The following is a 21,077-nucleotide window of genomic DNA, read 5'->3' as shown; positions in this document are numbered from 1 at the left end:
CGGAAGTCCTCCTTTATTTCAAATACCCGTCCCGGTAAACGAGAGCACCTGAATAGTCTTTATAAACACCGTGCACATAGGGTTTTTGCAAAGTGAATTCTTTATAATAGTAAACCGGGATGATGACCATCTGATCGATCAGCAGACGCTCGGCTTGATGGTACAGCTTCATACGCACTGCATCGTCCCCCGTCTGCTGGGCTTGGCGAATATAGGAATCATACTCCGCGTTATGCCAGCCGCTGTCATTATCCGTGCTCCAGGAAGTGTACAGTTCAAGAAAAGAAGCGGGATCGTTATAATCCGCCGTCCAGCCGGCTCTGGCGATCTCAAAGTTCAAGGTCATGCGGTTATCCAGCAGTTCCTCCCAGGGCTGAACCTCGGCATATACGTCGATTCCCAGATTATCCGCCCACATCGAAGTAACCGCAGATGAGATATACTCATGTCCCTCATTAAAAATAAGCTTCGTTTCCGGGAACGTGCTCAAGCCTTCCTCTTGCAAGCCTTTTTTCAGCAGCTCCTGCGCCTTGTCCGTATCCTCTGTAAAATAAGGCGCTCCGGAAGCTTCTTCCCTAAACGTCTTACCGGCGCCCCGGATACCCGGCGGAACAAAAGCATAGGCCGGCGTTCCATGGGTCAGCATCTCTCTTGAAATCGCCATGCCCAGCGCACGGCGGATGTTTACGTTGTCGAATGGAGGCTTGGTTACATTGAACACGTAATAATATGTACTGGCGGGATTGTAGGTGTGCACGTCCTTTTTTGTTGCTTTATCCAGCTTGAAGACATTGATGTTCGTCTCGGACGGCCCCGACCAGTCCAGTTGACCCTGCTTGTACATGGCCAGCTCCTGAGCTGGATCGTTCATGATACCTATCTTGATCCGGTCAAAATGAATCTTCTTCGCTTCGGGGTAGAATTTGTTCTTGGACAGCACGATTTCTTGGTCAGGCACCCATTTCGTCAGAGTGAACGGACCGTTGCCGACAAGGCTTTTGGCAGACAGCGCCCAATTCTTATTGCTCTTCACCACGGACGGATTGACCGGCAGATAAGCCCGGGAAGCCGCCAACTGCAAAAAGTAGGGGGTCCGGCTCCGCAGCGTCACTTTGAGTGTCGTATCGTTCACGGCCTGAACGCCGACCTTCGAAGCGTCTTTTAGCGTCCCGTTATGATACGCCTCTCCGCCCGCAAGATAGTACAGCATATAGGCTTGGGGGGACGAGGTGACGGGATTCAGCACTCTTTTCCACGCATATTCGAAATCCGAAGCTTTAACCTTCTGCTTGTTGCTCCAAGCCGCGTCGCCTCTGAGCTTGAACGTGTACGTCCTGCCGTCCTGCGACACGGTCCACGACTTCGCCATGGCCGGTTCAATTCCGCCGTTCCTGCCGGTGCGCACCAGCCCTTCAAAAACCCCGTTTAGCACCTCGTCGCTTGTGCTGTCGTACGACAAAGCAGGGTCCAGCGAAATCGGATTATTATACAGAATAAAGCGGAAAATTTGCTCCCTCGGCGCGCCCCAGGCCAAAGAAGCCAGGCAAATCGAAACGGCCAGAAAGCATACCGCCGCGGGGATCATGATCTTTTTCTTCATTATACAGCTCCTTTCCGGTTGTAACCGCTCTAATAATAGACTCTATTACGATTTGGAAATAATGGCAATCCCAAAATTCATGGCATCATTGACGGATGATTGAAGCCGTGATATATTATTAAGTAACTATTAGTAAGTATATTTATTTAATAAATTAATTAATTTTTAATCATTGGATGGAGGCAGTATTAATGGATACACAAGCAACCGCTAACCCTTTTTTAGAAGTTGTTCAAGCCCGCAGATCGGCCATGAATTTCGTGGAGGGCGTCAAAATTCCGCAGAGCGAGCTGGAAGAAATCTTCTCCCACACCAGACTCGCTCCTTCAGCTTTCAATCTACAGCACGCCCGTTATAAAGTGATTGCGGACCCGGAGCTTAAGGAACAGATTCGCGAGAGCGCCTACGGACAATACAAAATTCATACCGCCTCTGCCGTCATTGCCGTTCTGGGTGATATGCATGCCTACAAGCAGGCGCCGGAAATTTACGGTGGTCTCAAAATGCTGGGGGCGATGTCGCAGGAGGAATATGACGGGGTGATCGAAGCGATCAATCAGGCATACATAGGCAAAGAGGCTTTCCAGCGCGACGAGGCGATCCGCAACGCTTCACTGTCCGCCATGCAGTTCATGCTGATCGCCAAAGACAAGGGCTGGGATACTTGCCCGATGATCGGATTCGATCCGGAGGCCGTCAAGAACATCCTTGGACTGCCGGACCATCTCGTTCCCGTGATGCTGATTACCATCGGCAAGGACAACCAACGCAAGATCAGACCGCGCGGCTACCGCAAGCCGGTGGGCGAGTTCGTCGATTTTATGTAAGTTGGCATGAAAAAGCTGCTCTCATGGCTTGTGCGACAAGCCGGAGAGCGGTTTTTATGATTAAGTGAATCTTTGAATTCTCAGCGGAGCTGAACAATTCTTTAATCGCAAGAAAAACAACCGCTAATGAGGGGTTCGGCTGCATCTTCGAGAGACTCTGACCGGAGGTTGGCTTAGCAGATAGAGACCTCACCTCTTGTAATAGTCCCATCTTTGTCATTAACATAATCTGTTCCGCTCTCGCAATTACTTTTTCTTTCCCATGTTACTTTGTACTCGTTATCTATGTGTTTTATCGAAATTATTTCGGCTTCACCAAAATTGCTGTTTTTCTTATGATGCTGCTGGACAACGGATTTGGCTTGTTCTGCTGATATTTGGACAACTTTTGTTTTTGGAGGACTTTGACATCCACTCAAAAGTGCTATTATAACAACGAATATGAAAAGAACCAAAGCAATCACGACCGAATATATCCCTTGCCTGTTCTTGTTCTTCAAATATGCCGCCAGCCCGTTAAAAAATAACGAACCGCATAGGGCAAGCATCATCCAGGACATTCTCACCTGAGTTTCAGAGCCGAGATTAATCAACACCTGTATAGCCAAAGCTACGGCAGTTAAACTAAACAGGACTCCGATTGTTTTTAACGCTATGCGCATATGAGCCCCCCCTTAATCTGATCGAGTAAAGACAGTATATTCCATTGGTAAGAATAGGTAAACGAACTAAATTACATAAAAACCCATTATATAAGATGAACTTGAAAATGACATCAAGGTAAGGAGTAGCGAAGGGGAAGTTTGGAACTGTAGGAGCAATAGCGACCGCCCGAAAGCTTTCCGTAGGAAAGCTCGCTTCGAAAGCATAGGCTGTCTCCGGATTTCATCCGCGAAGAGCGATTAGTATAAAGAAATCTGGGGGGGACAACTATGGTGCTACAAGATGTCAAGACAGAGATTTGAATATATTTAAGGTGTGAAAAAAAGTGCAAAGTGAAAAGTAGAGCTGTTGTAGGTGGAGGACAAGGCCCAAGCGAAGGCGCGGGAGGGGAACAAAGTTCCCTTCACCTTATTCCTATGTGGATGAAAGCATGACCTCCTGGTTATACACAGCAGCCGGCGTATGGTTTTGCAGGGACTGATGAGGCAGGTAGTGATTATGCAAATGGATATATCCTCCTACACCCTGCCGGGTCTCTCTTGGACTGCCATACTCGTTGATGTAAATTTCGTTGTACTTTAGGCTGCGCCAAAAGCGCTCAATGACAATATTGTCTGTCGCTCGGCCCTTCCCGTCCATGCTGATCCGAATCTCCTTTTCCTTGAGCAGATCAATGTACTTGGGACTGGTGAAGTGGCTGCCCTGGTCGCTGTTCACGATGGACGGAACACGACGGGCCAAGGCGCGTTTCATGGTTTCCAGGACAAAGTCAATTTCCAGACTTTGATCCAGTTGCCAGTCCACAATGAAGCGCGAATACCAGTCCATGACGGCATACAGATACATCCAGCCCTGTTTCATGCGGATATAGGTAATATCGACACTCCAGACCTGATCCGGCGCTGTAATCGGCAGCTTACGCAGCAGGTACGGGTAGATCCGGTGCTGTAGGTCTCGCTTACTCAGGTTAGGACCGGGGAAGATCGCCATGATCCCCATTTCCCGCATATACCGCCGTACGGTGTTGGGATGAATAGCATCCCCTTCCCGGTTCATGATGGCCGCAATCGTCCGGTAACCCATAAACGAATGGCGGGTGTAAAGCTCGTCAATCCGGTGCTTGAGGCGAATTTCCTCCGGGGAGGGAGGGACCGGCTTGTAATACAGGCTGGAACGATTCAGGCTGAGCAAGTCCGCCTGCGTTTGAATGGAAAGTTCAGCGTTCCCATACTCGACGAGGAGCAACCGTTCGGCACGGCTGAGATTATCGGCCAGATTTTTTTTTGAGCCACGACAATTGGGTGGTCAGTTTACCCACTTCGGCGTAGAGGTCTTCGATCTGCTGCTCGTATTCTTTTTTCATCTTCGTGATCCCTTTCCGGTCGTCTACAAAGAGCTGAGCCAGATTTTGAGTCGCTTCATTCTTCCAGCGATTTAACACATTGGGATGGATTCCTTCTTCCGAAGCCAGCTGCGAAATGGACTTTTCTTCTCTTAGAATCTCCAGTACAATTCGTGCTTTTTCTTCCGGCGTGAATGTTCGTCTTGATGTTGGCACAACTAAGAATCTCCTTTTTTGCTGTCTAGATTCTATGTAGCATTATAAACAGCGGCCGGAAGTCCAAACATTCCTCGTAGTTAGGGCTTGCTGAATAAACAAAAACTCTTACTCCCACAAGGAATAGAAGCCGTTTTTGTCGAAATCATCTGCAAGGAAATACTCGAAAAATGCAAAAAAACCTTGCAGATGGAGTGAATTATCATGTTTGAACGGATAGAATCGACCGACGATCTTCTCAAAGATTTTTACCTGCCCTTTGGCGGCAAACTGAACCCCAACAATCGGTGGGTGAAGCTGGCCAAGCTCGTTCCCTGGGAGCAAGCGGAAGAAAAATATGTAAAGGTGTTCGGCGCACCCGACGAAGGGCAAAAGGCGTATTCGGTACGTTTGGCTTTGGGCTCCCTGTTGATCAAGGAACGTCTAGGCTTAACCGACCGGGAAACCACTTTGCAGATCATGGAAAACCCCTATTTGCAGTATTTTCTGGGTTTTGGCGGTTACGTGGACAAAGAGCCCTTCCATCATTCCTTGATGACTCACTTTCGCGACCGGTTGGGTCCCGACATCCTTCACGAGATCAATGACTGGATCATAAAAGAAGGGCTGAAGGCCGAGCAGGAAGCAGCAAAAGCAGCGGCTAAAGCCAAGGAACAAACACGTGATGACGACGATGATCACCCGGGGGTGGACAAATGGTCATGAAAATGGACGACACCCTAACGATTCTGGAAGTGGATACCACGCCGGAAAAGTCTCAACAAAAGGGCAAGGCCAAGTCCCTCTTTCGTCTTCTTCCCAATCCCGACGCACAAACCCATCGCGGCACGTTGATGCTGGATGCAACCTGTGCGCCTGCCGACATCAAGTATCCGACAGATCTGGGGCTATTGAATCATGCTCGTGAAATCCTGGAAGGTATCATTGACGCATTGCATCAGCCGCTGATCGGTGCACGTACCGCAGACAAGCCCGTAAAGCGTACCTGCTTGTATCTAAACAACGCCAGCCCAAAGGTAAAACGATCCGCAAAGCGGTCAAGAAGCAGCTCGGCTATGTGGGTCGGGATCTGCGAATCATTGAAAACCTGAGCCAGCAAACCTCGCTGAGTACTTTGAGCAAAATGACCTATCGCCGTTTGCTAGTCATTCGCGAACTGCACCGGCAGCAACAAGAAATGATGAATGGCGGAGTGCACCGGGTGGAGCATCGAATCGTAAGCATCGAACAGCCGCATGTCCGACCGATTGTCCGGGGAAAAGCCGGAGCGTCCGTCGAGTTTGGAGCCAAGATAGCAGCCAGTCTGTCCAACGGATACGCCTGGATCGAAACGATGCAATGGGACAACTTTAACGAATCGGGCACCCTGCAAGATGCGGTGAAATCGTACAAAGAGCGTTTTGGCGCGTATCCGGCGGTGATCCTGGCAGACAAGATCTACCGGAATCGAGAGAACCTTGCCTACTGTAAAGGGGTGTGCATTCGTCTCAGCGGCCCCAAACTGGGCAGGCCTTCAGCAGAAAACCAGGCGACACACCGTAAGCAAGAACGGCAAGATGCAGCGGAACGCAATGCGATCGAAGGCAAGTTTGGAGAAGGTAAACGCCGCTACGGGTTAGGCTTGATTCGAGCGAAAGGCGCGGCAAGAAGCCTGACAGTAATCGCCCTTTCATTCATGGTCATGAATTTGGAGCGCCGGTTACGGGCTCTTTTTGTCCATTTTTTCGGCTGGGTTTTCTATAGGCCACTTACCGGGTGTTAACCAAAACCGATATGTTGTTCAGCAAACCCTAGTTACGACTGATATCTGATGGGAAAATCTTAAGTTCATCTTATATAACCAAAAAAGAACCCCGCCATCCGGCGGGGCAAAGAGACATCTTTGGGGGTCAGGTTTATTATATAATCCTCGATGCTTAAAGGTGCATAAAATGGGCTGACTATCAGCCTAAACCGCTGCAAACTGGCTGTTGTACAGCCGGGCGTAATAGCCTCCCAGACGGAGAAGCTGCTCATGGGTTCCGCTTTCCACAATATCGCCGTCCTTCATGAACAGAATCAGGTCCGACTCGCGGATCGTGGACAGCCGGTGGGCGATGACGAAGCTGGTGCGTCCGTCCATCATTTTCAGGAAAGCTCGCTGGATGCGAATTTCGGTCCGGGTGTCGATGCTGCTCGTCGCCTCGTCCAGAATGAGCATCGGCGGGTCGGCAAGCAGCACGCGCGCGATTGTAAGCAGCTGCTTCTGTCCCTGGGACAGGTTGTCGCCTGAGCCGCTGATCACGGTATTGTAGCCGTCCGGAAGACGTTTGATGAAACTGTGTGCGCTCACAGCTTTGGCGGCGGCGATGACTTCTTCATCAGTCGCCTCCGGCTTGCCGTAAGCGATATTGTCCCGGATTGTTCCGCCGAACAGCCACGTATCCTGCAGCACCATCCCGAAATTGCGGCGCAGGCTGTCGCGCGTCATATCCCTGATGTCCACGCCTCCGATTCGGATCGCGCCGCCGCCTGCATCATAAAAACGCATCAGCAGGTTAACCAGCGTCGTCTTGCCTGCTCCCGTCTGTCCGACAATGGCGACCCGGGTGCCCGGTTTGACCTCCAGGCTGAACCCCGTAATTAAGGGACGTTCGGGATGATAAGCAAATTTGACCTTGTCGAATACAACCGTCCCCTGCCCCGGCTCAGGGTCAAACGCATCCGGAGCGTCGGGCTGCTCAGGGTCAAGATCCAGAACCGCAAAGATACGCTGCGCCGAGGCGGTCGCCGACTGAAGCTGCGTAATGACGCCGGTTATTTCATTAAATGGCTTGGCGAACAGATTGGAATAGATCAGAAAGCCGGACAAATCCCCAACGGTCAACCCGCCCGCGATAATGACGATACTGCCGATGATCGCGATAACGGAAAACGTAATGTTGTTAACCAGCCGGGTCGTCGGGCCGGAGAGAGATCCGTAAAACTGTGCATTGACGCCAGCCTGATACAGTTCCCCGTTCAGTCCCTCGAACCGTTCATAGGTTTTGTCCTCATAGTGAAAAGCCTGAACGATCTTTTGCCCGCCGACCACTTCTTCCACATAACCGTTAAGGCTGCCGAGAATTTTGGCCTGATCGCGGAAGAGCTGCTGCGAACGCGTTGTAATGAACCGGGCCATATAGTACGAAGCGGGCGCCGACAGCAGCACGACCACGGTCATGAGCGGGCTGATATACAGCATAAGTCCGATCGCGCCGACAATCGTAACAGCCCCGGTAAGCAAAGTCTGAAAGCCTTGAAGCAGACCGTCCGAAACGGCGTCCATGTCGTTCACGAATCGGCTGATCAGGTCGCCCTGCGGGTGGTTGTCATGGAATTTCAGCGGCAGGATGTTCAGCTTGTCGAACAGGTCGTTCCGCATGCGGTTTACCGTGCGGTAGGCGAGCCGGTTGGTGAGATAGGTCAGCAGCCAGCCGCACAGGCCTCCGGCAAGAAATACAATCGCCAATTCCAGGATGAGCCTCAGCAGCGCGTCAAAATCCACCTTCCCCGGTCCCACCATATAATCGACCGCCCGGGCGATCAGCAGCGGACCAATCAGGCTGGCCGCTACGCTGAGTATGGCGCAGAGCGCCGCCAAAATGGTGGAGCTTCTAAACTGCGCGGTATAGATGATCAATCTTTTCCAAACCTGCTTGCCGTTCATAAAGCCGCCTCCTCGCTTGACAGCTGGGAGTTGCAGATTTCACGGTATACCTCGCAGCTGTACAGTAATTCCTCATGCCGGCCGACCCCGGCAATCCGGCCGTCTTCGAACACGATAATTCTGTCGGCCTGCCGGACGGTGCCGACCCGCTGAGAGACGACAAGCGTCGTCATTCCGGCTCGGGTCTCTTTCAACTCGCGTCGCAGAGCCGCGTCGGTAGCGAAATCGAGTGCGCTGGAGGAATCGTCCAGAATCAGAATGTCCGGACGGCCGACCACCGCCCGCGCGATGGTCAGCCGCTGCTTCTGCCCGCCGGAAAGGTTCAATCCGCCGCGGGAAACGTCCGTACTCAGGCCCTCGGGCAGCTTGGAAATGAACTCCTCCGCCTGCGCGACAGCCGCCGCCGCGCGGATTTCGTCTTCGGTCGCCTCCGTCTTCCCCCAGCGGATATTGTCGGCGATCGTGCCCGTAAAGAGCACCGCCTTCTGCGGGACGATTCCGATGGACTCTCTGAGCCGGAGAAGCGGATAATCCTCGACGTTCACTCCGTTCACCCGAACCTCGCCCGAGAAGGCGTCATAGAAGCGGGGGATCAGATTGACGAACGTCGATTTGCCCGAACCTGTGCCGCCGATCAGACCCACGGTTTCGCCCCGCCAGATCTTCACGGAAATATCGTCCAGCGCAAGCTCTCCGGCCTTGCTGTATCCGAAAGAAACATGATCGAACTCAATGGCGGGAACCTGAGCGGCTGGCTCGGAACCATCGGTTCGCCCTACTTTCATGGGAGAGGATGCGGCTGCATCTCCTGTTTCCGCAAATGGAGAAATGACCGGATGCTCCGGATCCGTTACTGAACTGGACACCGTCAGCACTTCGTTTACTCTGGCCAGCGACGAATTGGCCTTGGTGAATATAATCACCAAATTCGAGGTGACGATCAGCGCCAGCAAAATCTGGGTGACATAGTTGATAAAAGCGATGATTTCCCCTTGCGAGAGCCGGCCCGCGTCAATGTGAATGCCTCCCACCCATAGAATCGCAAGAATGGCCGCATTGACCACCAAAGAGGTTAAAGGGCTGAGCAGAGCGGAAATCCGGCCGACATGCAGAGCCGTCGCCGTCACATCATCCGCAGCGGCGCCGAAGCGTTCTCTTTCCTTGCGCCGCTTGGCGAAAGCGCGGATGACCCGGATGCCGGACAGATTCTCGCTCAGTACCTGGGCGATACCATCCAGCTTCTGCTGGTACTTGCGGTACAGCGGCGATGAACGCGAAATGATCCAATACAGCAATACAGCAAAGACCGGCGCGGCCGCCAGCAGCACAAGCGACAAGCGTAAATCGAGAATCATGGCCATGATGATCGCACCAATAGCGATAAACGGCGCACGAATGACAAGCCGGATCAGCATGGCAACCGCCAGCTGCAGCTGATTCACGTCATTGGTAATCCGGTTGATAAGCGAAGGCGTGCCGAACCGGTCAAGCTCCGCATAGGAGAGCGAAGAAATATGCCGGAACATGGCATTCCGCAGCCTTGTCCCGAAGCCCTGGGACGCCCGGGACGCCGAATACTGGCATACCATGGAGCAGGCGAAGCCAAGGATGGACATCAGCAGCATCAGTCCTCCCATCCGGTACACATAAGCGGAGTCATGCAATCCGATGCCTCTGTTCACCATCAGCGCGACGATGGTCGGCAGCAGCAGTTCGAGAATCGCCTCCAGCAGCTTGAAAATTGGGCCGATAATCAGCTGTTTCCGGTAAGGCTTCAGAAATACACTAATCTTATTCATTGCAGCAGTCACACCCATTCAAAGAAATACGTAAAATATTTCACAAATATAAAATGAACAGTTATGATTATGTCATAACTGCATCCATATTAATAATATTGGTTTCGTATCCCTCCGATACGATAGTCATATTCCATGGGACGGGGATTCAAAATGGACATTAGACAGCTCAAATATTTTTTGACGATTGCCGAGGAAGGCCAGATTACTTCGGCGGCGAAGAAGCTGCAAATGGCGCAGCCGCCGCTTAGCCAGCAGTTAAAGCAGCTCGAAGAGGAGCTTGGCGTCAAGCTGGTCGAACGGGGGCCGCGCAGCATTCATCTGACCGACGCGGGAGTGATTTTGCGGAACCGGGCGCAGCAAATTCTCGATTTGGCCGATGCGACAACAAGGGAAATCGGCGATTATGTCAAAGGATTAACTGGAACGCTGTCCATCGGAACAGTCTCCTCCTCGGGCTCCGCCCTGCTGCAGAATCGGCTGTGCGAGTTCCACCGGACCTATGAGGGAGTCAAGTTCGAGATTCATGAAGGCAACACATTCAAGATCATCGACCTTTTAAGCAAAGGAATCGTAGAGCTCGGTATCGTGCGCACACCGTTCAATCCGGCCAATCTCGAATGCCGCTATACCGATTCCGAACCAATGATTGCCGTCATGACCCGGGAACTTGACTTTAAACCCGGCCATGCCATGATTGATCTAGGCGAACTGGAGGACAAGCCTCTCATTATCTACCGCCGGTTCGAGCAGCTCATTACCGATGCCTGCCTGGAGCACGGCTTCGAGCCGCTGCTGTTCTGTATGAACGATGATGCCCGGACGACGCTGCTGTGGGCCAACGCGGGCCTTGGGATCGGTATTATCCCGAAATCCGCCTTTGGACTTGTGAGCAGCGGCAATCTGCTCTACAAAGAAATCAACAGCGATTCATTGCGCACGCGTATTGCCGCCATTATGATGAAAGGAAAATATGCGTCTACCTTGGCGACCAAGTTTTTTGAGAGTTTTGGTCAAGGAGAATGCTGAATCTAGCCAATATTGACACGATTCCTTATTGTGCTAAATTTATGACAAAGAAAATTACACTCATATAAAGAGGATAGGTGAACCCATTGCTGAATTTCGGTTTCTCAAGAGTCGCCGCCGCCTCCCCTGAACTACGGGTAGCCGACTGTGCGTTTAATGCCAATAAAATTATCGAAGTGATTGAGCAAGCTGACAAGCAGCGGGTGGAATACCTTGTTCTGCCGGAGCTGTGCATCACCGGCTATACCTGCGCGGATTTGTTCATGCAGCGCCGGCTGCTTGATTCAGCCCTGGAGGCTCTGCTCGCAATCGCCGCCAAAACTGCAGACCTGAGCATGGTTGTCATTGCCGGTCTGCCCATCGACATCAGAGGCCGGCTCTATAATTGCGCCGCCGTTATACAGAGCGGAAGCATTCTCGGGATTGTACCCAAGACCTGCATTCCCGGTTATAGTGAGTTCTACGAGCCCCGCTGGTTTGCCGGAGCCGAAGAGTTGGAAACTACGGAGCTGCGCATCGGCGGAGCCGCAATCCCGATCGGCAGCGATCTTATGTTTGTCTGTGGCGAGAATTCCAATCTGGCCTTCGGCGTGGAAATCTGCGAGGATCTGTGGGTTCCCATTCCGCCGAGCAGCCGTCTGGCCCAGGCGGGAGCAGTGCTGCTGTTCAATCCGTCCGCCAGCAACGAACTTGTCGGCAAAGCGGATTATCGGCGGCAGCTTGTCTCGGGGCAATCCGCTTCCTGCGTGGCCGGATACGTCTATGCCGGCTGCAATACCGGCGAATCGACAACGGATGTCGTCTTCGGCGGCCACTCCCTCATCGCCGAGAACGGACAGATGCTGGCTGAATCCGACCGGTTCACCCATGAGAGCCGGATCACCATCGCCGATATCGACATTCCGAGACTCCATTATTCCCGCATGGCCATGGGGACCTTCCGGGGCGGCCGGGGCGGCGGTGATTACCGTGAGATTTCGTTCGCGAATCCCGTCCCCAAGAGCGATTATCCCCGGGAGCTGGCCCGTGAAGTGGCCGCGAACCCCTTTGTCCCGGGCAATCCGCTTAAGCGGAACGAACGCTGCCAGGAAATACTGTCGATACAGACCTCCGGCCTGATGAAGCGCATACGTCACATCGGCACCAAGCAGGCGGTGATCGGCATTTCCGGCGGGCTTGATTCCACGCTCGCGCTGCTTGTCGCGGTAAGGGCGATGGAGCTGTTGGGCCGTCCGGCCAGCGATGTACTTGCCGTTACAATGCCCGGGTTCGGAACGACGAACCGGACCTACGATAACGCCGTCGGCCTGATCAAGGCGCTGGGGGCTTCGATGATGGTCGTCGACATCAAAGCCGCCTGCCTCCAGCACTTTGCGGACATCGGTCACGATAAGGACGTGCACGACCTGACTTATGAGAATGTTCAGGCCAGAGAGCGCACGCAGATTCTGATGGATCTGGCCAACAAGAACGGCGGCATCGTCATCGGGACCGGCGACCTGTCCGAACTTGCTCTCGGCTGGTGTACCTATAACGGCGACCATATGTCTATGTACGGCGTCAATTCGGGGATTCCGAAGACGCTGATCAAATATGTTGTCCAATGGTACGCCGACCATGAAGCGGACGAGACCGCCAGCAAGTTTCTGTACGACATCATCGACACAGGAATCAGTCCGGAGCTGCTGCCACCTTCACCGGATGGCGAGATCGCCCAGCTCACGGAAGACATTCTGGGTCCATACGATGTGCATGATTTCTATCTGTACTACATGCTAAGAACGGGAGCTCCGCCCGCCAAAATTCTGTATCTCGCGCAGCATGCATTCGGTGATCGCTTCACTAGAGAGCAGTTGGTACAGTGGATGCGCGTGTTCTACAGCCGCTTCTTCACCCAGCAGTTCAAACGCTCTTGTCTGCCAGACGGCCCGAAAGTCGGCACGGTCAGCCTGTCGCCGCGCGGAGACTGGCGCATGCCAAGCGACGCCTCCGCCTCGCTGTGGCTGCGGGAAGTGGAAGAATTGTAAGACCAGTATAGGATAGCGTTTTTGCAAAAGAGAGGGCTGTCCAATAAGTGGATATATCTGCGGTACGGCCGCCTTCCTAAACAAGAGAAGAAGCCAGCAAGTCTTTCGGTTATTGGAGACTTGTTGGCTTCTGCTTTTCTATTCGTCAATTCTTCCATCGAACCAGGTTAGGAATCAGGGCTATCGCTTTAACATCAAGGGACGAGGTCAGGTTTGTTGTGATTTTAGTTCAGCGTCATTGCAAAACAGCTAAAGTGCAGCTTTTTTCGATCAAGAACGTTTATTCACAGGGAAAACCTGCAATTATACAGGGATTTGAGGCTGTTCTGACTGAATTTGAGGCTGAACGGGAACAAACCTGCATTTTTGCAGGCGTGTTAACAATAGGTGTTCTCAGGCGACCAAAAGATGCACAATTTCAGGTTTAATTGAAGAAGAATGTCTCACTTCCATTCGGGTGGCCCCGTCCACCCACCTAAATCCCACCTCAAAAAAAGAGCATCCCAGCAGCCATTACTATGGCTTATGGGACACCCCCCGAAACCGGCTCGTACTGCATAAACTGCGCACCCTGCGGGATGCGAAGATCCAGCCCAACGGTCGGCGATTCTTTTTCCGAAGGTACTTTCAGCGTGTAGGTCTCCCATGCGCCCGCTGCCGACTGCGCCGGAGCGATGGAGACATGAGCGCTCGCCGTGGCAGCGAACAGAAGCAGCGCGCCGAGCATTGGGGGAGAAACCATCCATAGTTTGCGGAATATCGTTTTCAAAATACAGGCCTCATTTCGCATCATAGTCATCATGTCTTTAACGGCCGATTTTATAGTCCAAAGAAAGGTTCCTTCCGGGAAGGGATTTCTATAATCACCCTGATCACCCTTGCCCTGTTCAAACGCATACCGCGTCAGAAAATCCCCATGCTCAAATAACGCTCCCCCGAATCCGGGGCGATGCAGAGCACACGTTTGCCGCTGCCCAGCCTTTCCGCCTCTCTCATGGCGGTCCATACCGCCGCGCCGCCGGACGGGCCAATCAGGATTCCTTCCCTGGCCGCCATCGCCCGGACGGTATTCAGAGCGTCCTCGTCGGACACCTGTACAATCTCGTCATACACTTCCGTATTCAAAATGGAGGGCACGAACCCGGGGCTTGTGCCGACCAGCTTATGCGGCCCCGGCTCACCGCCGGACAATACCGGCGACCCCTTCGGCTCGACTACAAGAATGCGCAGATCGGGCAGATGCGCCCGCAGCGTCTCTCCCGTACCCGTAATGGTTCCGCCGGTACCCGATGTCGCAACGAATGCGTCCAGCTTACCCTCCATTTGATCCAGAATCTCGACCGCTGTCGTCGTGCGGTGGATGTCGGGATTGGCCTTGTTCTCGAACTGCTGCGGGATAAAGCTTCCTGGGGTTTCTTGTCCGATCTCCAGCGCCTTGGCGATGGCTCCCGGCATCCGCTCGGCGGCCGGCGTAAGCACCACTTCGGCTCCGTACGCCTTCAGCAGATTGATCCGTTCCTTCGTCATGTTGTCCGGCATGACCATAATGGCGCGGTAGCCCTTGGCTGCTGCATTCATCGCCAGTCCGATTCCCGTATTGCCGCTCGTCGGTTCGATAATGGTGCCGCCCGGTTTCAGCAGCCCATCCTTCTCGGCCTGCAGAATCAGATTGTACGCGGCCCGGTCCTTGACGCTGCCGCTCGGATTGAACCGCTCAAGCTTAACATACAGCTCCGCATCATTCGGCCCGGTTATACGGTTCAGGCGAACAACCGGAGTATCTCCGATCAGCTCCGTAATATGGTTTACCACTTTCGTTGACATAACAGACCTCCCTGTTTCCTGTACGGAACATACCTGGGAACATTGTACCGTGTCCGAAGGGCTCTGTCGAATGCCAAGAATCCTCTTTTTTGCCGCATACACTCTATTCCATGCCCGGTTGTAAATTTGTGCTTTTCGGAGTAAATGTGAAGATTGGAGTCAATACCTGAGACAGCTTTTTATAGTTGCAAGCAAAGGCCATGCCCAGAACAGTCTCAGCCAAAACAATGAATCCAACAGAATGCACGATAGCCGGCACAAGTAAGATGAGCATCAGTAGAGCGATCCAGGCAAGCTTATAATCAAATATTTTTTCAACATATTTATTGATCCATAGAACGGCTGTCATCCCGATAAAGGTAGTAAGCAAAACCGCTGCCCAGATGATATAGATGTTTATGGAATACAGCCTTAAATGAGTGATTACAAAGATAATGAATACATGAACGTATAAGAACAGAAAAGAATGCTTCCCGAAAAATATGAGCGGATTCTTCAATGAATAATGCCGGATTGATCTGAACAGAAAAAACGACATAAACAGAACCAGCAGCGAAAGGAAAAAATATCCTAACGACATATTGTACTTAACCAAAAATTCCGTATCCCTTGGTGTTAGAAAATATGCTGCTGCCAGAAGACATGCGGCGAATAAACCGGATATCAAATTTATCAACTTGCTGCTCCGGTAAGCGAATATCCCAAGCAAAAAAACCGAAAACCAAGGAATGAAAGTAAAATAGGTATAATCGCCCTCCGGGATGAAGAATTGTTTAGCCGGAAAAGAAGGTATGTGTGCTGTAAAAACAAAGTGCAGGGTGAAGATCAAGATGGCAAGTATAAGATATACATACTTATTAGGCCTCAGATACTTCTCAAGAACAATAATGCCCAAAACACTCATGGCAACGATTTGGGCTACATCTGAAACGGGATCAGACCATATAAAGGGCCTCCATAACGCATTATACGATAATCCCATGATGGCAAAGACGAAGTAAAAGGCAAGAAGCGGCAGGAAATTTTTCTTGCTTTGGAAGATTGAAGTTACACCCGAAACGGCGAAAAATAACGCGGGAGCCAAGCCTCCGATGATCTGAAGCGAGCGGCTGCTCCCTGCAAAATCAATGCCGGTGTGAGCCATAATCATCAATAAACAGCTGAATCCTTTGATAGCATCCAATGAATAATCGTACTTTTTCTCCATCTCTCCACTCCTCTTGCATCATACCCTTATAATATGGCGATTAGATATTCAAGCATCAATGCCGTCTATTTATGTAAGTGAGGTCATATTAACAAGAATATTACACCGTATCAATAATGCATAAGTGTAAAAATTCGGGTACTGTGGAGTTATACTAATTGCCAAAATACTGATCCAGTTCCGCCGCAGCCCGGTGACGGGACAGGTTGAAGGAAGGCCATTTATCGTTCGTATGTACCTGATCCCACTGCTTTTCCCTCAGGCCGTTATCTAACATTCCGTTCTGGTTATGGCTGAACTCGATAAGTCGCGGAACCGCGTCGTCCGACAGTGCGAACAGATAAGCCGCGTCGAGCTTGCCGCTCACTTCATACCTCGCAATATTGTTACCTGCAATAATGGCGTCCATCCCGATATAGTTCATGACCAGATAGGCCGCCGCACCCAGGACAATGTAGCATTTTGCCAAAGGAAGACGCGGAAGGCTGATGCGCAGCGCCGTCACAATCAGCAGCAGCCCAAGGAAAATCATAAAGCCGTGCACGAGAAACCGGATTGTCGTATAGCCGTAGGCCTCTTCGTAGAGGGCCAGCCGGGTATAGGCGGAATACAGCATCATCGCCGAACAGCCCGCCAGAAGATAGAGCAGCCCGCGAATCGCCTTGTTCAGCTTCTCCGTCCCTTTGGTGCCCAGCAGCAGCAGCCCGAGCAGAATGATAAAATTAATACCCGCTACCATGATCAGTTCAAAAAATCCCCTGCGGGCATACTCGGCATAAGTTTCACCTGAGGGCAGCACGCCCTGCCAGCCGCCGAACAGATAAGAGAACTGCACGCAGACAAACAGCAGATATACGATGTTAACCGAGGTTAATACAGTGGCTGCAATGATCGAATCCACCCGAAAATCGGGCAGCTCTCTGGATTCCTGTTCCGGCCGTTTCCATATCCTCGTCGCGTCCTCATCTTTATGAGGGAACAGAAATCCCCGCACAAACCCAAAGAAGAACATCCCGAGCAGCAGCACCCACAGCGTACGGATGAAGCCCTCGACCAACGATACATTACTCAGCCAGACCGGGAGTTTCGACAGCACGCTGTGAAACACACCGTCCGCCGAAGACAGCAGCATGAGCACGATCAGCAGCAGCGGGAAGGAAATACAAAGGCCGATCAGCACCTTGCCGAGAACTCCCCTGTCCTTCCCTTCCTCCGATTGTCCCGAGGCTCTCTTGAAGACCTCGATGATGCGGGGCCAATGCCGCAGATTCTGTGGAATCAGATGGTCCAGCATGCTGAAGACCAGGGAGAAGCGGTCCCAATTCGGTCTTTCGGCACCAATCATATAGGTCAGATGAAGCAGGATCGCCACCGGGATGACAAGCTTGTTCAAATTGTGAAAAAATTCGTTAGCGAACATGCTATAGGTCAGGGAGAGCAAAAAGACATAGGTCATTCCGGCATATCCCGCCCCGACAGGCTTCCGGATTTTGTCCTTGGCAAAGTACAGCATATACGCATAAAAAAGTACAGTGAACAGCGGATACGACACACCATAGCGGTTGTCGAGAAACAGATACTGGTGAATAACGGCCAGCGAAAAACCGGCGGCAGGCAGCGCAAGAGAACGCGTCCACCTGGACGAAACTTCTTCGTTCATGGATATCCCTCCATTTTTACTTTCTGCTCCCTATTCTAGATGATAAAATAAGAAGATAAAGAGAAATAAATATTCGTTTATTTCCTATTTTACGGAAGGATGGGACCAAATGAAGCTGCACGGACAATATATGCGGCTGCGGGCCCATTACGGCAGCACGGATGAAGTCTCTGCCACCCTGGATGAGCTTGCCGCGATCCTTGGCTGCACACACCGGAACGCCTTGAATATTCTGGGCAAAATGACGCGTCAGGGCTGGGTAGCCTGGACGCCTAGCCGGGGACGGGGCCGCCGTTCCCTTCTGCGCTTCATGGCGCCACGGGACGATATCGCCGTTCAGTCGATGATGCTGGCGATGGAACGCCGGGACGCCGTATCGGCCGCAATGGAACAGATCCGCTCTCACGCGGGAGTTTCAGCGCTTCAGGATACGCTGCAAAGCTGGCTGCTGGCCTATTCCGGCCACCACGCCGAAATGCGCAGGGACCGCGTCATCGATACGCTCCGTCTGCCCATCCGCCAGCCTCTACATACGATTGATCCTCTGCACATGAACCTGCTCGCCGAATCCTTCGTCTCCAGCCATGTATTCGACGGGCTTGTCCGCAGAGGAGCAGGCAGCGAAGAGATCCTACCCGGCATTGCGCATGCCTGGGAGACCGACGAGACGCGAACGAACTGGACCTTTTATCTCCGCAAGGAAGTGCTTCTGCATAACGGCGCTATTCTTGATGCGGGCGATGTCGTCTACTCCTTCTCCCGCTTGATCCAGATGCCCCGGGGCAGGCTGTACAGCTTTATTTTGCGGGATATTGTTGAGGTTACGGCGATGGGTCCACTAACGGTCAGCATCCGGCTTAAGGCTCCGAACGAGCTGTTTCTTTCGTTCCTGTGCACAAGCCGGGCAGCCGTTGTTCCGCGCGAGCCGGAGCGGTCCGGGGAAAGCCGCCTTGTCCACAAACCGGTCGGAACCGGGCCGTTCAAAATTGCAGAACTGAATAGGGAATTTTGCGTGCTGGAGGCGTTTTCGCATTATTTTCAGGGAAGGGCGCAGCTGGACCGGGTGGAAATCTTGCATGTTCCTTGGGATGCAGAGCCGTCTGCGGCGGATTCGGGCTCTCCCTTTCATATCATTCAGAATCCCCTGCCAGAAGAATCGGCTTCGCTCAGCCGGACTCACACCGAGACTTCCGTCCGCAAGTTCATTACCTGCAACACCAAAAAAGCGGGACCGTTGAGCGATCCCGCCATCAGGGCGGAGATTCTGTCTTGTCTTGACGGAATTAACGAACCGGACGGAGGCACAGGCGCTACTGATCCGGACGGAGGCTCCGGCGCTACTGGTCCGAATGGAGTTTCGGGGTGTTCCGGTATGTCCGGCGGCTCCGATCCTCATCATCTCGCCGCTGTGGGAAAGACCGCTTCCTTGCCCGGGCTATCCCTGCGGATCGCCACGATACCGCAGTATGCGGCGGACGCCGAACTCGTCGCCAAGAAACTGGCCGGGCGCGGCATTTCGGCGGCTATCGTCTCTGTGCCGCCCGAAGAGTTCAAAGGAGCGGTTCGGATGGAAGCCGATCTGATCCTGTTCTCCCTCGTGCGCGACCGCGACGAGCAGCTAAGGCTGTTCGACCTCTACCAGACGCTGGCGGAGCATGTCACACCACAGATCCGGTCGGAGATTGAGGCCGGGCTGCATCTGATCGCGCGCGAGTCCAGTCACGCGGCAAGAGCCGAGGCGTTCCGCCGGATCGAAGACCGGCTGATACAGGAGCGAGAGCTGCATATTTTGTATGAAAAACCAGTGGAAACCGCCTACCTGCCATCCGTCCGGGGAGTCCGGTTCAACAGCCAGGGCTGGATCGATCTGCGGCATGTGTGGTTTCCGCAGCAGTAATAGCCGCGTGCCTTGAAACACATCATTATCCGTCATGCTGGACAGACCGGGAACCAAGCTCCAGCTTCACGATGAACACGGCCCCACCGACCGGCCCGTTCATCGCCTTGATGCCGCCTCGGAAGTGCTATTCATCCGATATGTTCGTGATTTTGACTGCTTTTCCGGCCTGAAGATGCATTTCCACCTTGCCCGCTGTGCGTGCGCCGACAAATTTGATGCGATTCTGCCCTTTCTCCAGTGTCACCATGCTGACACCGTCGCCGGTTCCTTCCGCAATCGTGACCGCCCGATCGTCCGGGGTGACCAGCACTACCTTGAATGCTCCCTTGTTAACAGTCAGGAAATAGTCAATCCGAAGGTCGGCCTTCTTCTCCACATCCAGACTCCAAATCGTCTCCGTGCCGGAGAACCCTTTAAACTCACGGTCCACAATCCGGGTAGTGATTGAACCGGTCTTGGAAATATAGGAAAAACTGTCGCCTTCCTTTACAATATCAGCGCTGCTTCCGTACATTTTATCCTTGCCGTCGTCAATAAAGCCGCAGCTTGCCATCACCAGTGTGGCGTATAGAGCTCCAATGCTTCCTAGCCGTCTGATTGTTATTATTGAAATCGCCCCCCATAGCAGATTTCAATAATTTAACATTTTATCCGTCTGCCGCCTATGACTTTTCCCCTGTCTCCGAACCCAGCAGCTTCATAACCGCCTTCCGGCAGTAGTCCCTGTATACGGCATGCAGCTCATCCTGTCCATTCATCAGCCACTGAATCAGGCAGCCGTCGATGATGGAGCGGATGACCGGGGCGGTCTCCCGCGCCGACAAACGGGAGTCGAACACGCCCTCGTGCTGGCCGAGCTCCACAATTTCCGCGCTGATCCGCGCGCAGTTGTCATAGAAGCGGCTGTTGATTTCCCGGTAGGCGGCACTGCGGCTGGCTCTGGCCAGAAAATCGAGGTACACCCGGTAAAAATCGCGGTTCTTCTCCGGCGACACGAAGACGGAATCGATATAAGCGTACATTTTGTCCGCCGCCTTGGATTGTTCACTCACCGCCGCAGCCTCTTTTTCGTAGATTTTGCCTGTCAGCCAGCTAAGCAGTTCAACCAGCACCGCTTCCTTGCTCTCAAAATAATAATGCACAACGCCTTTGCTGACCTTCGCGCTGTCCGCGATCGTCTGAAGCGTCACCGCATCGTATCCCTGCCCGGCGATGGCCTGAAAGGCGGCGTACAGAATTTGCTTGCGTTTTTCCTCTGATTTTTTGTAACGGACCATGGGACTCCCACCTGTATG

Annotated in this window: 16 protein-coding genes and 1 pseudogene; 6 read left to right on the top strand and 11 right to left on the bottom strand. The window is 52.7% G+C overall.

What is annotated here, in order from left to right:
• Positions 1-13 precede the first annotated feature (13 nt).
• Complete coding sequence (locus PDUR_RS11710; RefSeq protein ID WP_042206425.1) at positions 14-1,600, bottom strand: peptide ABC transporter substrate-binding protein; 1,587 nt, start codon at positions 1,598-1,600, stop codon at positions 14-16.
• A 191-nt stretch (positions 1,601-1,791) separates the two neighbouring features.
• On the opposite strand from PDUR_RS11710, the gene PDUR_RS11705 reads away from it, so the two are divergent.
• Positions 1,792-2,427, top strand: a complete 636-nt coding sequence (locus PDUR_RS11705) for a nitroreductase family protein (protein ID WP_042206424.1) — start codon at positions 1,792-1,794, stop codon at positions 2,425-2,427.
• A gap of 173 nt (positions 2,428-2,600) precedes the next feature.
• On the opposite strand, the gene PDUR_RS11700 is transcribed toward PDUR_RS11705, so the two are convergent.
• Together PDUR_RS11700 and PDUR_RS11695 are read right to left on the bottom strand one after the other, a co-directional pair.
• Positions 2,601-3,089 (bottom strand): hypothetical protein, encoded by a 489-nt coding sequence (locus tag PDUR_RS11700; protein ID WP_042206422.1) that lies wholly within the window; start codon positions 3,087-3,089, stop codon positions 2,601-2,603.
• Between the two features lie 415 nt (positions 3,090-3,504).
• Positions 3,505-4,648 (bottom strand): IS3 family transposase gene (locus tag PDUR_RS11695; protein WP_218918414.1). Its coding sequence is split into 2 segments (ribosomal slippage): positions 3,505-4,375 and positions 4,374-4,648, totalling 1,146 coding nucleotides; the frame shifts between segments, so codons are not numbered across the junction.
• Positions 4,649-4,852: 204 nt separating this feature from the next.
• Here PDUR_RS11695 and PDUR_RS29820 point away from each other — a divergent pair.
• Positions 4,853-6,410: pseudogene (locus PDUR_RS29820) on the top strand (IS5 family transposase).
• Positions 6,411-6,596: 186 nt separating this feature from the next.
• On the opposite strand, the gene PDUR_RS11680 reads toward PDUR_RS29820, so the two are convergent.
• Both PDUR_RS11680 and PDUR_RS11675 read right to left on the bottom strand, forming a co-directional pair.
• Positions 6,597-8,336 carry an ABC transporter ATP-binding protein gene (locus PDUR_RS11680; protein ID WP_042206421.1) on the bottom strand — a complete coding sequence of 580 codons (1,740 nt, stop codon included), beginning with the start codon at positions 8,334-8,336 and terminating at the stop codon, positions 6,597-6,599.
• Complete coding sequence (locus PDUR_RS11675; protein ID WP_042206420.1) at positions 8,333-10,135, bottom strand: ABC transporter ATP-binding protein; 1,803 nt, start codon at positions 10,133-10,135, stop codon at positions 8,333-8,335. Before PDUR_RS11675 ends, PDUR_RS11680 begins: the two co-directional genes overlap by 4 nt.
• Positions 10,136-10,288: 153 nt before the next feature.
• Here PDUR_RS11675 and PDUR_RS11670 point away from each other — a divergent pair, with 153 nt between their 5' ends.
• The 3 genes from PDUR_RS11670 (at position 10,289) to PDUR_RS11660 (ending at position 13,619) form a co-directional block, all read left to right on the top strand.
• Complete coding sequence (locus tag PDUR_RS11670) at positions 10,289-11,164, top strand: LysR family transcriptional regulator (RefSeq protein WP_042206419.1); 876 nt, start codon at positions 10,289-10,291, stop codon at positions 11,162-11,164.
• Between the two features lie 77 nt (positions 11,165-11,241).
• A complete protein-coding gene (locus PDUR_RS11665; RefSeq protein ID WP_233277532.1) occupies positions 11,242-13,191 on the top strand; it encodes an NAD(+) synthase in 1,950 nt (649 codons plus the stop codon).
• A 218-nt stretch (positions 13,192-13,409) separates the two neighbouring features.
• A complete protein-coding gene (locus PDUR_RS11660) occupies positions 13,410-13,619 on the top strand; it encodes a hypothetical protein (RefSeq protein WP_042206417.1) in 210 nt (69 codons plus the stop codon).
• Positions 13,620-13,714: 95 nt separating this feature from the next.
• Here the strand turns inward: PDUR_RS11660 and PDUR_RS11655 are convergent, their stop codons facing one another.
• The 4 genes from PDUR_RS11655 to PDUR_RS11640 form a co-directional block, all read right to left on the bottom strand.
• The gene (locus tag PDUR_RS11655; protein WP_156130439.1) at positions 13,715-13,960 is read right to left on the bottom strand and encodes a hypothetical protein; all 246 of its coding nucleotides are present in this window, start codon (positions 13,958-13,960) and stop codon (positions 13,715-13,717) included.
• Between the two features lie 134 nt (positions 13,961-14,094).
• Positions 14,095-15,015 carry a cysteine synthase A gene (gene cysK, locus PDUR_RS11650; RefSeq protein WP_042206416.1) on the bottom strand — a complete coding sequence of 307 codons (921 nt, stop codon included), beginning with the start codon at positions 15,013-15,015 and terminating at the stop codon, positions 14,095-14,097.
• Between the two features lie 103 nt (positions 15,016-15,118).
• Positions 15,119-16,222, bottom strand: coding sequence for an acyltransferase family protein (locus PDUR_RS11645; protein WP_042206415.1), 1,104 nt, complete (start codon positions 16,220-16,222; stop codon positions 15,119-15,121).
• Positions 16,223-16,376: 154 nt separating this feature from the next.
• Entirely contained in the window at positions 16,377-17,882 is a 1,506-nt protein-coding gene (locus PDUR_RS11640; RefSeq protein WP_042206414.1) for a DUF4153 domain-containing protein, read from the bottom strand.
• Between the two features lie 109 nt (positions 17,883-17,991).
• On the opposite strand from PDUR_RS11640, the gene PDUR_RS11635 reads away from it, so the two are divergent.
• Complete coding sequence (locus tag PDUR_RS11635; protein ID WP_042206413.1) at positions 17,992-19,779, top strand: ABC transporter substrate-binding protein; 1,788 nt, start codon at positions 17,992-17,994, stop codon at positions 19,777-19,779.
• A gap of 127 nt (positions 19,780-19,906) precedes the next feature.
• Here the strand turns inward: PDUR_RS11635 and PDUR_RS11630 are convergent, their stop codons facing one another.
• Together PDUR_RS11630 and PDUR_RS11625 are read right to left on the bottom strand one after the other, a co-directional pair.
• Positions 19,907-20,338 (bottom strand): hypothetical protein, encoded by a 432-nt coding sequence (locus PDUR_RS11630; protein ID WP_156130437.1) that lies wholly within the window; start codon positions 20,336-20,338, stop codon positions 19,907-19,909.
• 106 nt (positions 20,339-20,444) lie between these two features.
• The gene (locus PDUR_RS11625; RefSeq protein ID WP_042206411.1) at positions 20,445-21,059 is read right to left on the bottom strand and encodes a TetR/AcrR family transcriptional regulator; all 615 of its coding nucleotides are present in this window, start codon (positions 21,057-21,059) and stop codon (positions 20,445-20,447) included.
• Between the last annotated feature and the right edge of the window lie 18 nt (positions 21,060-21,077).

Source organism: Paenibacillus durus (assembly GCF_000756615.1).
Lineage (GTDB): Bacteria > Bacillota > Bacilli > Paenibacillales > Paenibacillaceae > Paenibacillus_AQ > Paenibacillus_AQ durus.
This window is presented reverse-complemented; position numbering and strand designations above follow the sequence as displayed.

Excerpts from the sequence above, each read along its gene's own strand:
- PDUR_RS11705 (WP_042206424.1), top strand. The coding sequence starts at position 1,792 with ATGGATACACAAGCAACCGCTAACCCTTTTTTAGAAGTTGTTCAAGCC.
- PDUR_RS11680 (WP_042206421.1), bottom strand. The coding sequence starts at position 8,336 with ATGAACGGCAAGCAGGTTTGGAAAAGATTGATCATCTATACCGCGCAG.
- PDUR_RS11625 (WP_042206411.1), bottom strand. The coding sequence starts at position 21,059 with ATGGTCCGTTACAAAAAATCAGAGGAAAAACGCAAGCAAATTCTGTAC.
- PDUR_RS11645 (WP_042206415.1), bottom strand. The coding sequence starts at position 16,222 with ATGGAGAAAAAGTACGATTATTCATTGGATGCTATCAAAGGATTCAGC.
- cysK (WP_042206416.1), bottom strand. The coding sequence starts at position 15,015 with ATGTCAACGAAAGTGGTAAACCATATTACGGAGCTGATCGGAGATACT.
- PDUR_RS11635 (WP_042206413.1), top strand. The coding sequence starts at position 17,992 with ATGAAGCTGCACGGACAATATATGCGGCTGCGGGCCCATTACGGCAGC.
- PDUR_RS11675 (WP_042206420.1), bottom strand. The coding sequence starts at position 10,135 with ATGAATAAGATTAGTGTATTTCTGAAGCCTTACCGGAAACAGCTGATT.
- PDUR_RS11710 (WP_042206425.1), bottom strand. The coding sequence starts at position 1,600 with ATGAAGAAAAAGATCATGATCCCCGCGGCGGTATGCTTTCTGGCCGTT.
- PDUR_RS11640 (WP_042206414.1), bottom strand. The coding sequence starts at position 17,882 with ATGAACGAAGAAGTTTCGTCCAGGTGGACGCGTTCTCTTGCGCTGCCT.
- PDUR_RS11700 (WP_042206422.1), bottom strand. The coding sequence starts at position 3,089 with ATGCGCATAGCGTTAAAAACAATCGGAGTCCTGTTTAGTTTAACTGCC.
- PDUR_RS11670 (WP_042206419.1), top strand. The coding sequence starts at position 10,289 with ATGGACATTAGACAGCTCAAATATTTTTTGACGATTGCCGAGGAAGGC.